Source organism: Symbiobacterium thermophilum IAM 14863, assembly GCF_000009905.1.
Taxonomy (GTDB): Bacteria; Bacillota; Sulfobacillia; order Symbiobacteriales; family Symbiobacteriaceae; genus Symbiobacterium; species Symbiobacterium thermophilum.
Map to the genome: position 1 here is coordinate 1541772 of NC_006177.1, position 15418 is coordinate 1557189.

Below are 15418 nucleotides of genomic sequence, written 5' to 3' on the forward strand. Positions count from 1 at the left end.
GCGACCCCCCTTTCTGTCACCATATGCCGCGGCCGCATAGTGTGAAGATAGCGGCGGAGCCGCAGCACCGGGGGGTGGAGAGGTTGGACCGGCTGAACATCGGTGCGGTGAAAGTGACGAACGTCTCGGGCGTAGTCTCGACCGGTTTCGCGTACATCCGCCGCAGCCGCACGTCCGGAAAGGGCACGGTGGGCGGCAGCGCCATCACCGGCGACTGCGGGATCGCTCCGTTGTATTTCGGGGTGCTGGTCGACAGCGATGCGGTTGACGCGCCCTTCTGGTGGACCGTGAACGGGTGGGGACCGGCATGATGTTCGGGTTCGCCCCCGTCTGGCCCGCCGCGGCCCCGCTGTTCGCCGCGCCGGTCATCAACGTCTGGTGGTACGAACTCAAGAACGTGAGCAGCGGCGGCGTCGTCTCCACGGGTGTGCTGGATCTGGGCTTCCTTACCAGCAACAGCAAGGGCAACTCCCTGACGGACCAGGGCGGCGACGCAACCTACAGCGCCACCTGGTACGGCTTCCTCAGCGACACGGACTGGGTGGACACCCCGTACGCCAACATGGCCGGCTTCCAGGTGGGGGGGTGAGCGGTTTGGCGGTGCTGCCCTGGCTGCCCGTTCTCCGCTCCGCCGCCGTCAACATCGGCGTGGTGCAGGTCAGCGGACAGAGCGGCGGGGCCGTGAACTTCGGGGTCGCGTCCATCCGGGAAGGCGGCGGAGCAGGGGGAAGCACCAACCAGCTCGTCAGCATCGCCGGGGACGGCGGCCTCTCCTGGATCAACGTGGGGACGGTGTGCACGTGCACGGATGACGGCACGGCGCCGGACGGAAAGCCCGGCGCCTCCCCGGAAGGAGGCGGGTGGCAGGCGGCCCGGATGGTGGAGTCCGCCGTGCCGGCCACCTTCCGGTTCCGGTGGGACGGCCCCGCAGCCGTGGTCCGCACGGATGCGCCGGCGAAGGAGGGTCGGCATGCGCGCAGACCGCCCGCAGCATCCCGGGGACCCGGGGAGGTCGCCCGCCGTGGAGCAACTGGCGGCGCAGCTCGATAGGGTCATCCAGGCCCTGGGCCGCCTCGTGCTGGTCCTGGAGGAGCTTACGGCCCGGCCGCCCGTGCACCTGCAGGTGGAGCGGCTGGAGGTGCAGACCCTGGCGTTCCACCTGGGCGACATCGACGTCGAGCAGCTGGAGGGCCAACTGAACATCGGCATTACCCACAGCCTGACGCTGGAGTCCGGGCCGTCCCCCGGAGAGGACGAGCCCGTCCGGCCTCCCGGGGCGCCCCGGGCACGGCCCTTTGAGGTGGATCCGGCCAGGCCGGCGCCGTTCGGCGCGGGAACGCCGGGCAGGCGGGCGGCGGGCGAGTCCGCGCCGGACGGTCGGGCGGGGGGCAAACCCGGACCGGGCGATGACGATTCAGGCCGACCGCCGAGGGCGCTGCGCAACAGCGTGGTCAGCCGGTGGCTGGCGCAGCCCGGGCAGGGAGCCCCGGCCCGATCGGGGCGGCCTGCCGGGGACCGGCCGGAGCAGGCGGGGCCGGCCTGTGAGACAGCCCCCGCCGGGACACACCCGGAGGCGGCAGGTCCTGCCGATGCGGGGCCGGCTGCTGCGGATGGTTCATCCCCGCCCCGGATCCAGATCTGGCCCCCGCCGGACGCCGAAGGGAGCGAGACAGATGGCGAAGGTCAACCAGGGGCCGTCCGCTGAGCGTTCAGGCCCGCCGGTCGATCTCGTCCGCCGGGGCGACCGCCTGATCCTCCTGGCCTCGTTGCCGGGGGTGAGACCCTCCGACCTGCGGGTCTCGATCGTGGGTGACCGCCAGGTGGTACTGGAGGGGGAGGTGGCTTACCGCCACCCGCTCCCGCGGGAAAACCTGGCGCTCAACGAGTGCACATACGGACCGTTTTCCCGGACCGTGCACCTGCCCCTGCCCGTGGACGCCGCCGGGGTGGCCGTCAACCTGCAGGACGGGGTGCTGACCGTCGACATGCGGGTGCGGGCGGAGGCCGTGCACCTGCACTGGCAGCCGAAGGAGGCGGGTTCCGGTGAACGACCCGGGTAAGGTCGTGCAGCGCATTGCCGAGCAACTGGAAGCGCTGGGTGACGCGTTCGGCGAGGAGTTATTTCGGGAGCTGGGCCGGGCGGGAACGCCCCGGCCGAAGGGGCAGTCGGGCGGCAGGATCGGGGGCCGCGCCAGGACCGGGGCCGCGGCCGGCCCCCCGCTCGACATCTACGTGACCCCCTCTGAGGTGGTGGTGGAGGCGATCCTGCCGGGGCTGGGCGGCCCTCACCAGGTGACCGTCAGCCTGGCGGGCCCCGCCGAGCTGCTGATCGAGGCGTTCCTGCCCGACCGCCTGCCCGACGGGCTGTACATACAGCGCGAGCGGTTCGTCGGCTACTGCGTGCGTATGGTCACGCTGCCCGCCACCGTGCTGCCCGCGGCGTCGGCCCGGTACCGTCATGGAATCCTGCAGCTGCGGTTTCCGCGGGCCACCCCGGGATCCGGCGGAGAGGGCGTGGCGGTGCTCCACGTCCCGCCGACGGGCGGCTGACGCGCAGGTGCGGCCGTGTGGGTGCAGACCTCGGCAGCCGGGCGCGGCGGCCGACAGCCGTTGAAGCCCGAACGGTGTTTGGGGTAAACTTCCCCCAGACGAATCGCCTGGGGGAGTCTGCCATGACGTCACGCACCGCACCGGAGCTCCTGTCCCTGCTCACGGCCGCCGGCGGGGGATGGGTGAGTGGGGCGGAGATCTCCCGCCGGCTGGGGGTGAGCCGCACCGCCATCTGGAAGCACATAGAGGCCCTGCGGCTCCTGGGCTACGAGATCGAGGCGGCGCCCCGCAAGGGCTACAGGCTCGTCGCCAGGCCCGACCTGCTCACGCCCGAGGAGGTGCGGGCGGGCCTGGCCACCCGGCGGCTCGGCCGGGTGGTGGAGTACCGGGAGACCGTGGGCTCCACCAACGACCTGGCCAAGGAGATGGCCCGGCAGGGCGCGCCGGAAGGGCTGCTGGTGCTCGCCGAGCAGCAGACGGCCGGCAAGGGGCGGCTGGGCCGCTCCTGGACCACGCCGCCGGGGGCCGCCATCGCCATGTCGCTGGTGCTCCGCCCCGACCTGCCGCCGCACGCGGCGCCGCGCATCACCCTCGCGGCCGCGGTGGCGGTCACCGAGGCGGTGCGGGAGGCGGCGGGCGTGGCGGCGGGCATCAAGTGGCCCAACGACGTCCAGGTGAACGGGCGCAAGCTCTGCGGCATCCTCACCGAGATGGAGGCGGAGATGGACCGGGTCGCCTTCGTGGTCCTGGGCATCGGGCTGAACGTGACCCTGCGGCGGGAGCAGATGGACCCGTCCTTCCGGGAGACGGCCACGTCCCTGGCCCTGGAGGGCGCTCCGCCCGTCCGGCGGGCCGCCCTGGTGCAGGCGATCCTCGCCCGGTTTGAGGCGGTTTACGACGAGCTGCTCGGGGACCGGTTCGACCGGGTGCTCGACCGGTGGCGGGCGCTTTCCGTAACGTTGGGACAGGCTGTGCGCGCGCTGGGGCTGGACGGACAGCCGGTCCTGGAGGGTGTGGCCGAGGAGGTGGACCAGGAGGGGGCCCTGCTGGTGCGGGACGGCGCCGGGCAGGTTCACCGGGTGGTCTCCGGGGAGGTCTCGCTGCGGCCTGCCCATGCGCAGGACCGGTAGCCGGTCATAAGCTCCAGCCCTGCTCCAGGATCTCCAGGTCGGTGACCACCATCCGCCCGTCCTCGGCGGTAGCGATGACGGCCCGACCGGTCCGGTAGGTGCCGCCCTCATACTGCTGCACCACGGCCAGGAACTCCACCGCCCCGTCGTCTCCGGGCGAAGCGGGCTCGATCCGGGGCCCGGTCTCCCCTTCCACCAGCCGGCCCACCTGGACCGGGAGGGGCCAGTAGCGGATCTCGTCCATCTCCTGGTTCAGGAACGCCTCCCGGACGACGGGGTCCGGGATATACTGCTCCAGCTGATCGGTGAGTCCGTACCATCTGGCGAGGAACACCGCGGTCAGAAGATCCGCGGCGCTGGTCGGATACGGACCCGGCGTCACCTCCTGGCTCACCAGCACGGCCTGGTAGGGCCAGGAAGACTCCGGCGGGGCCTTCTCCATGCGGTACTGCCGGACAAATGTGTAGCCGGCCAGGCTGCCCGTGATGTCCACGGTGCCGTCTGGCCGGATCGTGTAGCCCTGGCCGTGGGCCAGACTGTTCTTCGGGAGCCATCCCTGGGGCGAGACGAACCGGTCACCCTCCATCCAGATGAACTGAATCGAGTGCCAGTCCCCGGGGTCGCCCACCTGGTTGACCAGGACCGCGTCCGCCACACCCGGGACAGCTACGAGATCGACCCGGCCCTGGGAGAAGGAGGACAGCGTGTCATTCAGGATCAGCAGGGGGGCGCCTCCGCCGTCCACGACGATGACCTCGTCGCGGTGCCACTCGCCCAGCGCGCCGATGATGCCCTCGACCCGGCCGTCCCCGTTCAGGTCCACTTCCCTCACCGGGCGACCGTGCTCCGCGGCCGCCCGGATCCGCTCGATGGTGTACCCGGCATCCTCCCGACCAGAACCGTGGGTCGCGGGGTCAGCCGCCGTGCCGGCGGGCCATTCGGCCGGCTCAGACGGGAAGGATGCGCCGCTGGCAGCATTGGGCGGCTCCGGCTGTGCCGATGTCCCGCCCCCCTGACCTGGCGTCTGCGCCCCTGCGGGGTGGGGGGTGGAGGTCCGGGCGCCGCAACCTGTCAGCAGGACGATCCCGGTGATGAGTGCCACAAGACGCGTTCGCTTCATATGGACTTCCTCCGCTTTCCCTTTCCGGGCGGTTGATCGCCGCGCATTCCGTTCTGCGCCGCCAGGGGCACGTACCCGCCCCCTGCGCGCACCCAGGTGACCACCGCGGGCCCGGGGCCCAGAGCACCCGCCACTGGTCCCCTTCCCGGCGCAGCAGAACTCCCGCCACCCCGATGAGGAGCAGGGGACGGCGTCGTGGTTCGTTCTGCCGCATGCCAGGATCCCTCCCGCGACCGATCGAGGCGCGGGGCGGCGCCGTCGCAACGGTGCCATGCGCACGCTCACCCGTTGGACGCCCGGCGGGGGACCCTTGTTTCGACGATTCCGCCAAACGCGCGCGGTGCAGCCTGCCCCGGCTACCTCCCCACGGCGCGGGCGAAGTAGAGCGCGACCTCGCCGCCGGCCGGGCCCTCGGGATCCTATAGGGAGACGTCCAGGCCGCACCAGCGGAACCCGAGCCGCCGGTAGAACTGGATCGCCGGATCGTCGAGGTTCGAGGTCTCCAGCCACAGGCAGCGGGCGCCTACGGCCGCGGCGAACGCCTCCACCGATCCGACCAGGGCCCGGCGCAGGCCGTCCGGACGCCGTCGTGATCCCGGCAGGGGTGGCGGTTTTGGTCGCGATCGGTTAACCTATCGATGATCAATATCTACTAGGGATGGGTGACAGATTGCAGTACGATCTCGTGATCTCCGACATGGACGGTACTCTGCTGCGCGACGACAAGACGATCTCCGACCGCACCAAGGAGGCCATCCGGCGGTTCGAGGCCGCCGGCGGCCGGTTCTCGTTCGCCACGGGCCGCGGCGTGCACGCCTCGCGGCGGTACTTTGAAGACCTGGGGCTTCGGACGCCGCTGGTCCTGCTCAACGGATCGCTCCTCTACGATCCGGTCGCCGACCGGGAGCTGATGGTCCGTCCCCTGGATCCGGCGGCGATCGCGGCCGTGTGGCCCCGGCTGGAGGAGGCGGGGCTTCACATTCTGGTCCACGAGACGCGCAGGGCGGTGGTGCGGGAGATCACTCCGACCATCGACGAGCACCTGCGGCTGGACGGCATCACCGTGGACGTGCAGCCGGACCTTTCGCCGGCCACCTGCGGAGACATCGTGAAGATCCTCTCCATCGGGGAGCCGGAGCAGCTGGACCGGGCCGAGGCGGCCATCCTGGCCGCGAACCTGCCGGTCAAGCTGGTGCGGTCGTTCCGCACCTACCTGGAGGTGCTTCCGCCGACCGGCGGCAAGGGCACCGGCCTGCGGGCGCTGCTGGCCCACCTGGGCATCCCCCGGGAGCGTTGCCTGGCGGTGGGCGACTACCTGAACGACCTGGACCTGCTGGCCGAGGCCGGGCTGGCTGTCGTGGTGCGGAACGCGCACCCGGGCGTCCGGGCCGTCGCCCAGCGGGAGACGCTGTCCAACGAGGAGGACGGCGTCGCCGCCGTGCTGGACGCGCTGGTGGAGGGGCGGGAGATCGGTTTCCCGATCGGGGGCTGAGCGGTTGCCCCTCCGGCCACCATATGTTAACCTATCATTGTGATCTGGTTGACATATGGGGGTGACGGCGTCATGCACGGCGCGCGACTGCGCAACCTGGTGCTGGCCGGCGTGATGGCGGCGCTCCTCGCCGCCGTCGCGCCGGTCCGTTTCTTCCTGCCCGGCGTGCCGGGGGTGCCGGTGACGCTGCAGGTGCTGGTGGTCCTCCTGGCCGGGGGACTCTTCCGGCCTGCCTGGGGCGCCGCGGCGATGGGACTCTACTTGCTGCTGGGGGCCGCGGGCCTGCCGGTGTTCGCCGGGGGCAACGCAGGGCTGCAGGTGCTGGTGGGGCCGACAGCCGGGTATCTGTGGAGTTACCCGCTGGCCGCGGCGGTGGTGGGGGCGCTGGCCCTTCCGGCTGGTCATGGAGCGGACGCTTCGGTTCGGCCCGGGCGTGTGCGCATGTTCGGCGCCATGCTGGCCGGTCTGGCCGTGATCTACGTATGCGGGGCCGGGTGGGCCTGGCTCATCGGCGGTCAGGGGCTGGCGGCCGTACTGGCCGGGTGGGTGCTGCCCTTCGTCCCCTTCGACCTGGTCAAGGCGGCGGTGGCCGCCGAGGGCGCCGCGGCATTGAGAAGGGCCCTGGCGCGGGCGGGGCTGTTGGCCGTGTGAGGGGGCTCCGCGGCGCCGCCCGGCTGTCGGCGCTCGGGTCACCCGGCGCATCCCGTGCGGCCGGCTCATGAACCTGCAGAAGACGCCTGTGGATGTCGAAGGCGCCTACACCCGCCGGTAACCTTGCCGGCGGGTCCTTCGTTGTACGAGGTGCAGGCACGGACGGTTCACCCGTGTCCACCGCGTCCGCAGCGGGCGCAGTCGATTCCGGACGGAGGTGTTGTGCGTGAGGCTGGCACGGCTGATCGCCGGGTTCTTGATCCTCCCGCTGGTTCTTGGCTTTGGGGCCGCCAGGCCGGCTGCCGCGGCCGAAGCCGCCGGCGTTGCGGCCCCGGGCAGCGGTTTTCGCCTGGAGAGGTCTGAACTGGGCGGCCAGGAAGGGCCCGCTGCGGTGTCCGTGTTCGACGGCGTCGCCTACCTCCTGGACGCCGAGGAGCACCGGATTGTGGCCTTTGGCGCCATCGCCGGCAAGAAGATGGACGTGATCCGGTATCCGGACCGGTACGCCGCCACGGATATGGCCTTTGACGGCAAGCACTTCCATCTCCTGGATATTTCCCGACAGCGGTACGCGGTGCTGGACGCGCGCGGGAACGTGGTGTCCGACTCCCCGGCGCCGGCCGACGCGGCGTTCCGCCAAGTCGGAACGGACGTGCGGCTGGCGGAGCGCACCGCCGGCACGCAGCCGCTTCCGGTGCACGGCGGGCTAATGACCATGAGCCGGACCGACGGCTTCGGGGCCATCTCCGTCTCGGTGGACGGCGGAGCATCGTTTGCCATCGAGAGCCGGTATCTCCTGGGTGGCGCCGACCTGCTGGGTTCCAACGCGTACGGGTACTACTTCGTCGTCGAAGAGCTGCTGGACAGCCATGAGGTCACCGCGGAGCGCAGCGTCCGGTGGTACGGCCCGGACGGCCAACTCCGGGGGATCTACGAGGTGCCTTTCTGGGAGTACGCCGCCTATCCGACCCGGGACGTGGCGTTCGATCCGGTGTCCGGGGCGGTATACAACCTGATCGTCCGGGATGAGGAGATCGAGGTGCGGACGGTGACCTGGACCGACCCCGGCGCGTACACCGGCCGCCTGGCCAGGTTGAGTCGGCAGGGCGAAGCGCCCGAAGGCCGCCCGGCGACGGAAGGCGCGAGTGCCGCGCCACCCGGGCCTGAGGTGCTGGCCGGACCGGCCCTGCAGAACCGCTCCGGGCGCGAACTGCCCGGAGATCTCTCCCGGCTCGCGGCGGCCCTGGCGGCGGAGAGTCCGGTGCGCTACCGGATCCTGGTGGTGGCCAGCGCCGAGGGGGAGGATCTCACCGGCTACCTGGACCGGGTGGTGGCCCAGTGGGGGCCGCCGGAACCGGATATGCTCTACCTGCTCATCTTCGCCGAGCAGAACTACAACATCCGCTTCTACATGGGCGCTGACTTCCGCACATCCGGGGTCGACGTGGACGAGATGTTCAACCTCGTGTACGCCTATTACCTCCTCGGCAAGCGGGACGGCGACGTGGCCGGCTCGCTGGCCCGCCTGATCGGGGCGGTGAACCGGCGCATGGCCGGCGAATGCCTCGTGTACACCCCGTACTATTCCCCGGGTCTCCGGCGCAGCGCGGCGCTGGATGCCCAGACGGTTGACGCCCTGCTCCGGTGTTACTTCGCCGGCCAGGAGGCGGAGGCGTTCCCTGACGACCAGCGCCCGCTGGATGCCCGCTGGGACCCGGGCCTCGTCCGCGCCATCGGCGAGCTGCAGGCCGATCCGGCGGACGGGCCGGATGCGGGCGCGAGGCTGCTCTTTGAGGTCCCCTTCGACGTGCTTCCGGCTGCCGGTGCGGACTCCGTGTGGGCGAAGCAGGGCGGCGAACCGGGCGCCGACCGCTGGATCACCGGCCTGCGCTGGCGCGTTACGGTCGCACAGGAGGGCAAGTTCTGGCGGCTGGAGCGTTTCGGCCCGTATCAGCAGGATGGTACGGTCGGTCGGTGACCGGCCGCCCGGCACCCCGCTTCTCCGCAGCCCTTTCAGGTGCTAGACTGAGGGTGTCCGTTCCCCGAATCCACCTGGAGGGACTTGTGTGAACCTCACCGCCCGCCTCCGCGCCGCCGTTGACGGCTATCCCCGCATGCTGTGGTTCCTGGCGATAGGCAGCTTCCTGAACTCCACCGGAATGTCCTTCATCTGGCCCCTGACCACCATTTACATTCACGAGCATCTGGGCCGGTCGATGACCGTCGCCGGCACCGTGCTGCTGCTCCACTCCGCCGGCGCCATGCTGGGGCAGCTGGCGGGCGGCTGGTGCCACGACCGGATCGGCCCGCGCCCGGTGATGCTGGGCGGCCTGCTGGCCGCCGCCGCGGTCACCGCGGTCCTGGGCTGGACCACGGCCTGGCCGGTCTACGTGGCCTGCATGGTCCTCTACGGTATTGCGGTCGCGCTGCCGCTTTCGCCGGTCAACGCCATGGTGGCCCGATCCTGGCCGGGGCAGGGGCGCCGGGCGTTCAACTTCAACTACGTGGCCAGCAACCTGGGCGTCGCCGCGGGAACTGCGCTGGGGGGCGTGCTCGCCGACCGGTCCTTCGCCCTGGCTTTCGGGGGAGCCTCGTGCCTCTTCCTGGTGTACACGCTCTTCACGGCGGCTTTCATCCGGGAGGAGCGGCTGCCTGCGGAGCCGTTTGACGAAGGGGCGTACCCGAGGCGGGAGGCCGTTCCGGAGGGGCCCGTACCCTGGGCGCCCATTGCGGCCCTCTGTGCCGGCTTCCTCTGCGTCACCCTGGTCTACAGCCAGTGGCAGACGGGCAACTCCATCCGGACCCAGGAGCTGGGCTTTGGCCTGTCCGCCTTCTCCCTGCTCTGGACGCTGAACGGGGCCCTGATCTTCGTGGGGCAGCCGGTGATCGGCCTCATCGCCCGGGTCCTCCAACGCGCCGCCAGCCAGATGATGCTCGGCGTGGCGCTGCTGGCCCTCGCCTTCGGCGTGCTGCTCACCTCCGACCGCTACGGCATCTTCGTCCTCTCCATGGTGCTGCTCACCTTCGGCGAGATGCTCCTCTGGCCGGTCTTCCCCGCCAGCGTCGCGCACCTGTCGCCGCCTTCGATGCGGGGACGGCTGCAGGGGTTCATCCTCTCCAGCGGCACCATCGGGCGGATGATCGGGCCGCTGCTGGGCGGAATGTTGTATGACGCCTTCGGTTACGCCACCCAGATCTCCGTGATGACCGCCGGCCTGGTGGTGCCCGCGCTGGCCATCCTGGTGTACGAGCGAACCCGCCGGGTGGCGGAGGCCGGGGTGGAGCCGGGCGACCCGTGACGGAGTGGCGCCCTTTTCGGAAAACAGGTGTTGACAGCCGGCCCGACCCGTGCTAATGTCTGTGTCAAACCAAGAACGCAGTTGCGGCGATGAACGGGGAGAGTACCCAGACCGATCCGTCTCAGCGAGCCGGCGGCGGTGCGAGGTCCGGTACGGAGGAGTCTGGCGAATGGTCCCGGGAGCCTGTCGGCCGAACGTGCGCCTGCGGGCGCACCAGTAGGCGGGCCGGTGGCTTCCGCCGTTACCGGGTAGAGGGTATGATGGTACCTGCGTAAAGAGCGCGCCTGCCATGCAGGCGAACTGGGGTGGCACCGCGTAGGCCCGTTTGTTCCGGCCTTCGTCCCTGAGAAGGGACGAAGGCCGTTTTGCATTGGCAACCGTCAACCCGAGGAGCGTGAGCGCAATGTACCACCCCAGCCTGGGGACCTACCTGAGCCTGGCCAGGGAGTACGACCTGGTCCCCGTCCACCGGGAGGTCCTGGCGGACCTGGAGACGCCGATCTCGGTCTTCATGAAGCTCTGCCTCGACGAGCCGTGCGCCTTCCTGTTCGAATCCGTGGAAGGCGGGGAGAAGGTGGCCCGCTACTCCTTCCTCGGCTGCCGGCCGCTCCTCACCCTGGCCCACAAGGCGGGCGTGAGCCGGCTGCTCCGGGGCGAGGAGGCCGCGGAGTACCGCACGGTGGGCATGGTGACCGAGGGCGAACGGGGCGAGCGGATGGAGGGCGACCCGCTGGGCCACCTGCGGCAGGTGCTGCGCCGCTATGCCGTGTATCAGCCCCCGGGGCTGCCCCGGTTCGCGGGCGGGCTGGTGGGCTACGTGGCCTACGACGCCGTCCGGGCGTACGAGCGCCTGCCGCCGGGGCCGCCGGACGAGCTGAATCTGCCCGATTCGCTGTTCATGGCGCCGGAGCTGGTGGTGGTGTTCGACCACCTGAAGCACAAGCTGCTGCTCGTCGCCAACACCATGCCGGGCGGCGAGCCCGACGTGGCCTACCGCCGGGCGCAGGCCCTCCTGGACCGGGCGGTCGAGCGGCTGCGGGGTCCGGTGCCCCTGCCGCCGGGACTCCCGTGGACCCGGTCCCGCCCCCTGGAGGTGCGGGCCTGCCAGACGCCGGAGGACTTCACGGCGGCGGTCGAGCGGGCCAAGGCCTACATCCGGGCGGGCGACGCTTTCCAGGTGGTGCTCTCGCAGCGGTGGGAGACCCGGGTGCGCAGCCGGCCGCTGGACATCTACCGGGCGCTGCGCATGCTCAACCCGAGCCCCTACATGTTCTACCTGAGCTTCGGCGACCTGAAGGTGATCGGCGCCTCGCCGGAGCTGCTGGTGCGGGTGGAGGACGGCGTGGCCACCACCCGGCCGCTGGCGGGGACCCGGCCCCGGGGCGCCACCGAGGAGGAGGACCGGCGGCTGGAGGCGGAGCTGCTCGCCGACGAAAAGGAGCGGGCCGAGCACGTGATGCTGGTCGACCTGGGCCGCAACGACCTGGGCCGGGTCTGTAACTACGGGACGGTGCACGTGCACCAGCTCATGCACGTGGAGCGGTACTCCCACGTGATGCACATCGTCAGCGACATCCGGGGCGAGGTGGCCGAGGAGAAGGACGCCTGCGACGTGCTGGCCGCCTGTTTCCCGGCCGGGACCCTCACCGGGGCGCCGAAGGTGCGGGCGATGGAGATCATCGACGAGCTGGAACCGGTGCGCAGGGGCATCTACGGTGGGGCCGTGGGCTACTTCTCCTGGAGCGGCGCCATGGACACCTGCATCGCCATCCGGACCCTGATCATGAAGGGCGACCGGGTCTTCATCCAGGCCGGGGCCGGCATCGTGGCCGACTCGGACGCGGAAGCGGAGCTGAACGAGTCCCGGAACAAGGCCCGGGCGCTGATCCGGGCCCTGGAGCTGGCGGAGGAGGGGCTGTGAGATGATCGTCGTGATCGACAACTACGACTCCTTCACCTACAACCTGGTCCAGTGCCTGGGGGAGCTGGGGGCGGCCCAGGCGGTGTTCCGCAACGACCAGATCACCGTGGACCAGGTGGCTGCCCTGCGGCCGGAGGCGGTCGTCATCAGCCCCGGTCCCTGCACCCCCGACGAGGCGGGCATCTCGCTGGAGCTGATCCGCCGGCTGGGGCCGACCACCCCGATCCTTGGGGTCTGCCTGGGCCACCAGGCGATCGGCCAGGCGTACGGCGGGCGGGTGGTGCCGGCGCCGTCCCTGATGCACGGCAAGACCAGCCTGGTGCGCCACAGCGGCGAGGGGCTGTTCGTCGGCCTGCCCAACCCGTTCACGGCGGGCCGATACCACTCGCTGGTGGTGGACCGGGAGAGCCTGCCGGACGACCTGGTGGTGACGGCCGAGACCGAGGACGGCCTGGTGATGGCGGTGCAGCACCGGGTGCACCCGGTCTACGGGGTGCAGTTCCACCCGGAGTCGATCCTGACCGAGTGCGGCCGACAACTGCTGCAGAACTTCCTCCGGCTGGCGCAGCCGGCGGCGGCGTGAAGAGGGGAGGGCGGAATCCATGGAGATGGACATGAAGGCCCTGCTCAGGCAGGTGGCGGAGGGCAAGGATCTCACCGAAGCCCAGGCGGAGGCGGCCATGACGCTGATGATGACCGGCGAGGCCACCCCCGCCCAGGTGGCGGCCTTCCTGATGGCCCTCCGGATCAAGGGCGAGACGGTGGCGGAGATCACCGGCGCAGCCCGGGTGATGCGGGAGCGGGCGATCCGCATCCACCACAGCCGGCCGCTGGTCGTGGACACCTGCGGCACCGGCGGCGACGGGTCCCACACGTTCAACATCTCCACCACCGCAGCTTTCGTGGTGGCGGGGGCGGGGGTGGCCGTGGCCAAGCACGGCAACCGGGCGGCGACGTCGCTCACCGGTTCGGCGGACGTGCTGGAGGCGCTGGGCATCCACCTTGACCTGACGCCGGAGGAGGTGGGCCGCTGCATCGACGAGGTGGGCATCGGCTTCCTTTACGCGCCGGCCCTGCACACCAGCATGAAGCACGTGGCCCCGGTGCGCCGGGAAATCGGGCTGCGCAACATCTTCAACCTGCTGGGGCCGCTCACCAACCCGGCGATGGCCCAGGCACAGCTGATGGGCGTCTACGACCCGAACCTCACCGAGCCGCTGGCCCGGGTGCTGGGGAACCTCGGGGTGAAACACGCCCTGGTGGTGCACGGCACCGACGGCGTCGACGAGATCTCGATCTCGGCCCCGACGGTGGTCTCGGAGATGCGGGACGGCTTCGTGCACACCTACCGGGTGGTGCCCGAGGACGTGGGGCTCAGCCGGGCGCCCCGGGAGTACATCCGGGGCGGCACCAAGGAGGAGAACGCCCGCATCACCGAGTCCGTGCTTTCGGGCGAGCCGGGACCCCGGCGGGACGTGGTGCTGCTCAACGCCGCCGCCGCCCTGCTGGCCGCGGACCGGGTGCGCACCCTGCGGGAAGGGGTCGAGCTGGCCGCGCAGTCCATCGACTCGGGTGAGGCGCGGCGAGTCCTGGAGCGCATGCGGGAGTTCACCCACCGCCTCAGGGCGGAGTCGGCGTAGGGAAGCAGGTACCCGAACGGGGGCTTGGCACCCCGGGCCAGGTTCACGTATCCACCACCGGGAGCAGCGGAGCATGGGCGGTGAAGTGAGACAGATTTGCACTTTGCCCGCCTGGCAAGTGAAAATCCGTCGCAGTTGTCGCCCCGAGCCAGACTGCTTCAAGCTTCAACCACCGACCGCGGGGAGCGCGGTCGGCGAAGTGAGACAGATCTGCACTTTGCCCGCCTGGCAAGTGAAAATCCATCGCAGTTGTCGCCCCGAGCCAGGCTGCTTCAAGCTTCAACCACCGGCCGCGGGGCAGCGCGGTCGGCGAAGTGAGACAGATCTGCACTTTGCCCGCCTGGCAAGTGAAAATCCATCGCAGTTGTCGCCCCGAGCCAGACTGCTTCAAGCTTCAACCACCGGCCGCGGGGCAGCGCGGTCTGCGGAGTGAGACAGATTTGCACTTTGCCCGCCTGGCAAGTGAAAATCCGTCGCAGTTGTCGCCCCGAGCCAGACTGCTTCAAGCTTCAACCACCGACCGCGGGGAGCGCGGTCGGCGAAGTGAGACAGATCTGCACTTTGCCCGCCTGGCAAGTGAAAATCCATCGCAGTTGTCGCCCCGAGCCAGGCTGCTTCAAGCTTCAACCACCGGCCGCGGGGCAGCGTGGGCCAAGGAGTGAGTCAGATTTGCACTTGGTCCCCGTGCCAAGTGAAAGTCCTTTGCAGTTGTCATCGCTACTGCGGCACCAGCCGCAGCAGCGTCACCTCCGGCGGGCAGAACAGCCGGATCGGGAGGTGGGCGGTGCCCACCCCCCGGCTGGTGTAGACCCGGCAGTGGGCCGCCTGGTAAAATCCGGTGTGGTACTTGCGTCCCCCCGGCGGGAGGATCAGCGGGCCGACGACGGGCAGGCGGACCTGACCGCCGTGGCTGTGGCCGCTGATCATCAAGGCCACCCGGTGCTCCGGGCGGACGAGGGCGTCGGCGTAGTCCGGCTCGTGGCAGAGCAGGATGCGGACGGCCCCCGGCGGGGCGCCGGAGAGGGCCAGGTCCACGTCGGGTTTGCCCAGGGCCGGCTCGTCGACGCCGCCCACCCAGAGCCCGTCCGCCACCAGGACGCCCCGGTTCTCCAGGAGCCGCACGTTGGTCAGGGCCTTGCGGATCCGGCCGTCGTAGTAGTCCCAGTTGCCCAGGACGCCCAGCGCCCCCTGCACCGGTTCCAGGCACCAGTTGGCCTCCGCGACGTGGTCGTGGCTTCCGATGAAGTCGCCCACCGCCACCACGAGGTCGGGCCGCCGCTCCGCCAGTTGTTCGACCACCCGGCGGACCCACGCCGCCGGCGTCGTCGGGCCCACGTGCAGATCGCTCAGCACCCCGATGGTGTAGCCCTCCAGATGGCGGGGCAGGCCGGGGACGGCGGCGGTCCGCTCCTCAAACCGGACCCGGCGCGTCTCGACGAACCGGCCGTAGCCGGTGAGCCCCAGCGTCAGGCCGATGAGGCCGACGGCGGCCCGGACCAGGAAGTGTCGGCGCTTCACCCTTGCGCACCCTCCTCGGGAGATCGCTGGTTCAGGGAATACTAGCCATTTGACGAAATGCGAGCCTCCGGGGTTGTCCGGGGCGGGCCAGCTGTAC

17 protein-coding genes are annotated in these 15418 nt (G+C 70.7%); 14 read left to right on the forward strand and 3 right to left on the reverse strand.

Features of this window, described 5'->3' with window-relative positions:
- Positions 1 to 83 precede the first annotated feature (83 nt).
- The 7 genes from STH_RS07060 (at position 84) to STH_RS07090 (ending at position 3680) form a co-directional block, all read left to right on the forward strand.
- Positions 84 to 311: a hypothetical protein gene (locus STH_RS07060; protein ID WP_011195525.1), complete on the forward strand. Its 228-nt coding sequence runs from the start codon at positions 84 to 86 to the stop codon at positions 309 to 311.
- Positions 308 to 589 (forward strand): hypothetical protein, encoded by a 282-nt coding sequence (locus STH_RS07065; RefSeq protein ID WP_043713698.1) that lies wholly within the window; start codon positions 308 to 310, stop codon positions 587 to 589. Before STH_RS07060 ends, STH_RS07065 begins: the two co-directional genes overlap by 4 nt.
- Positions 586 to 1050, forward strand: a complete 465-nt coding sequence (locus tag STH_RS07070) for a hypothetical protein (protein ID WP_148205512.1) — start codon at positions 586 to 588, stop codon at positions 1048 to 1050. The genes STH_RS07065 and STH_RS07070 overlap by 4 nt, the downstream gene beginning before the upstream one ends.
- Positions 1022 to 1705, forward strand: a complete 684-nt coding sequence (locus STH_RS18725) for a hypothetical protein (RefSeq protein WP_043713705.1) — start codon at positions 1022 to 1024, stop codon at positions 1703 to 1705. Before STH_RS07070 ends, STH_RS18725 begins: the two co-directional genes overlap by 29 nt.
- Positions 1674 to 2060, forward strand: coding sequence for an Hsp20/alpha crystallin family protein (locus tag STH_RS18730; RefSeq protein ID WP_050742159.1), 387 nt, complete (start codon positions 1674 to 1676; stop codon positions 2058 to 2060). The genes STH_RS18725 and STH_RS18730 overlap by 32 nt, the downstream gene beginning before the upstream one ends.
- Positions 2044 to 2550: an Hsp20/alpha crystallin family protein gene (locus STH_RS07085; RefSeq protein WP_043713707.1), complete on the forward strand. Its 507-nt coding sequence runs from the start codon at positions 2044 to 2046 to the stop codon at positions 2548 to 2550. The genes STH_RS18730 and STH_RS07085 overlap by 17 nt, the downstream gene beginning before the upstream one ends.
- A 122-nt stretch (positions 2551 to 2672) precedes the next feature.
- Complete coding sequence (locus STH_RS07090) at positions 2673 to 3680, forward strand: biotin--[acetyl-CoA-carboxylase] ligase (RefSeq protein WP_011195530.1); 1008 nt, start codon at positions 2673 to 2675, stop codon at positions 3678 to 3680.
- A 4-nt stretch (positions 3681 to 3684) separates the two neighbouring features.
- On the opposite strand, the gene STH_RS07095 is transcribed toward STH_RS07090, so the two are convergent.
- Positions 3685 to 4800, reverse strand: coding sequence for a hypothetical protein (locus STH_RS07095; RefSeq protein WP_148205513.1), 1116 nt, complete (start codon positions 4798 to 4800; stop codon positions 3685 to 3687).
- 419 nt (positions 4801 to 5219) lie between these two features.
- Positions 5220 to 5402 carry a GNAT family N-acetyltransferase gene (locus STH_RS17930; RefSeq protein WP_148205514.1) on the reverse strand — a complete coding sequence of 61 codons (183 nt, stop codon included), beginning with the start codon at positions 5400 to 5402 and terminating at the stop codon, positions 5220 to 5222.
- A gap of 68 nt (positions 5403 to 5470) precedes the next feature.
- On the opposite strand from STH_RS17930, the gene STH_RS07105 reads away from it, so the two are divergent.
- The 7 genes from STH_RS07105 (at position 5471) to trpD (ending at position 13803) form a co-directional block, all read left to right on the forward strand.
- Complete coding sequence (locus tag STH_RS07105; RefSeq protein ID WP_011195533.1) at positions 5471 to 6292, forward strand: Cof-type HAD-IIB family hydrolase; 822 nt, start codon at positions 5471 to 5473, stop codon at positions 6290 to 6292.
- 72 nt (positions 6293 to 6364) lie between these two features.
- A complete protein-coding gene (locus STH_RS07110) occupies positions 6365 to 6943 on the forward strand; it encodes a biotin transporter BioY (RefSeq protein WP_011195534.1) in 579 nt (192 codons plus the stop codon).
- A gap of 226 nt (positions 6944 to 7169) precedes the next feature.
- Positions 7170 to 8921: a hypothetical protein gene (locus STH_RS07115; RefSeq protein ID WP_043713709.1), complete on the forward strand. Its 1752-nt coding sequence runs from the start codon at positions 7170 to 7172 to the stop codon at positions 8919 to 8921.
- Between the two features lie 88 nt (positions 8922 to 9009).
- Positions 9010 to 10242, forward strand: coding sequence for an MDR family MFS transporter (locus STH_RS07120; RefSeq protein ID WP_050742160.1), 1233 nt, complete (start codon positions 9010 to 9012; stop codon positions 10240 to 10242).
- Between the two features lie 403 nt (positions 10243 to 10645).
- Positions 10646 to 12163: an anthranilate synthase component I gene (gene trpE / locus STH_RS07125; protein WP_011195537.1), complete on the forward strand. Its 1518-nt coding sequence runs from the start codon at positions 10646 to 10648 to the stop codon at positions 12161 to 12163.
- Between the two features lies 1 nt (position 12164).
- Positions 12165 to 12746, forward strand: a complete 582-nt coding sequence (locus STH_RS07130; RefSeq protein ID WP_011195538.1) for an anthranilate synthase component II — start codon at positions 12165 to 12167, stop codon at positions 12744 to 12746.
- A 31-nt stretch (positions 12747 to 12777) separates the two neighbouring features.
- Positions 12778 to 13803 carry an anthranilate phosphoribosyltransferase gene (gene trpD / locus STH_RS07135; RefSeq protein ID WP_011195539.1) on the forward strand — a complete coding sequence of 342 codons (1026 nt, stop codon included), beginning with the start codon at positions 12778 to 12780 and terminating at the stop codon, positions 13801 to 13803.
- A 717-nt stretch (positions 13804 to 14520) separates the two neighbouring features.
- Here trpD and STH_RS07140 read toward each other — a convergent pair.
- Positions 14521 to 15321: a metallophosphoesterase gene (locus tag STH_RS07140; RefSeq protein ID WP_011195540.1), complete on the reverse strand. Its 801-nt coding sequence runs from the start codon at positions 15319 to 15321 to the stop codon at positions 14521 to 14523.
- Positions 15322 to 15418 lie beyond the last annotated feature (97 nt).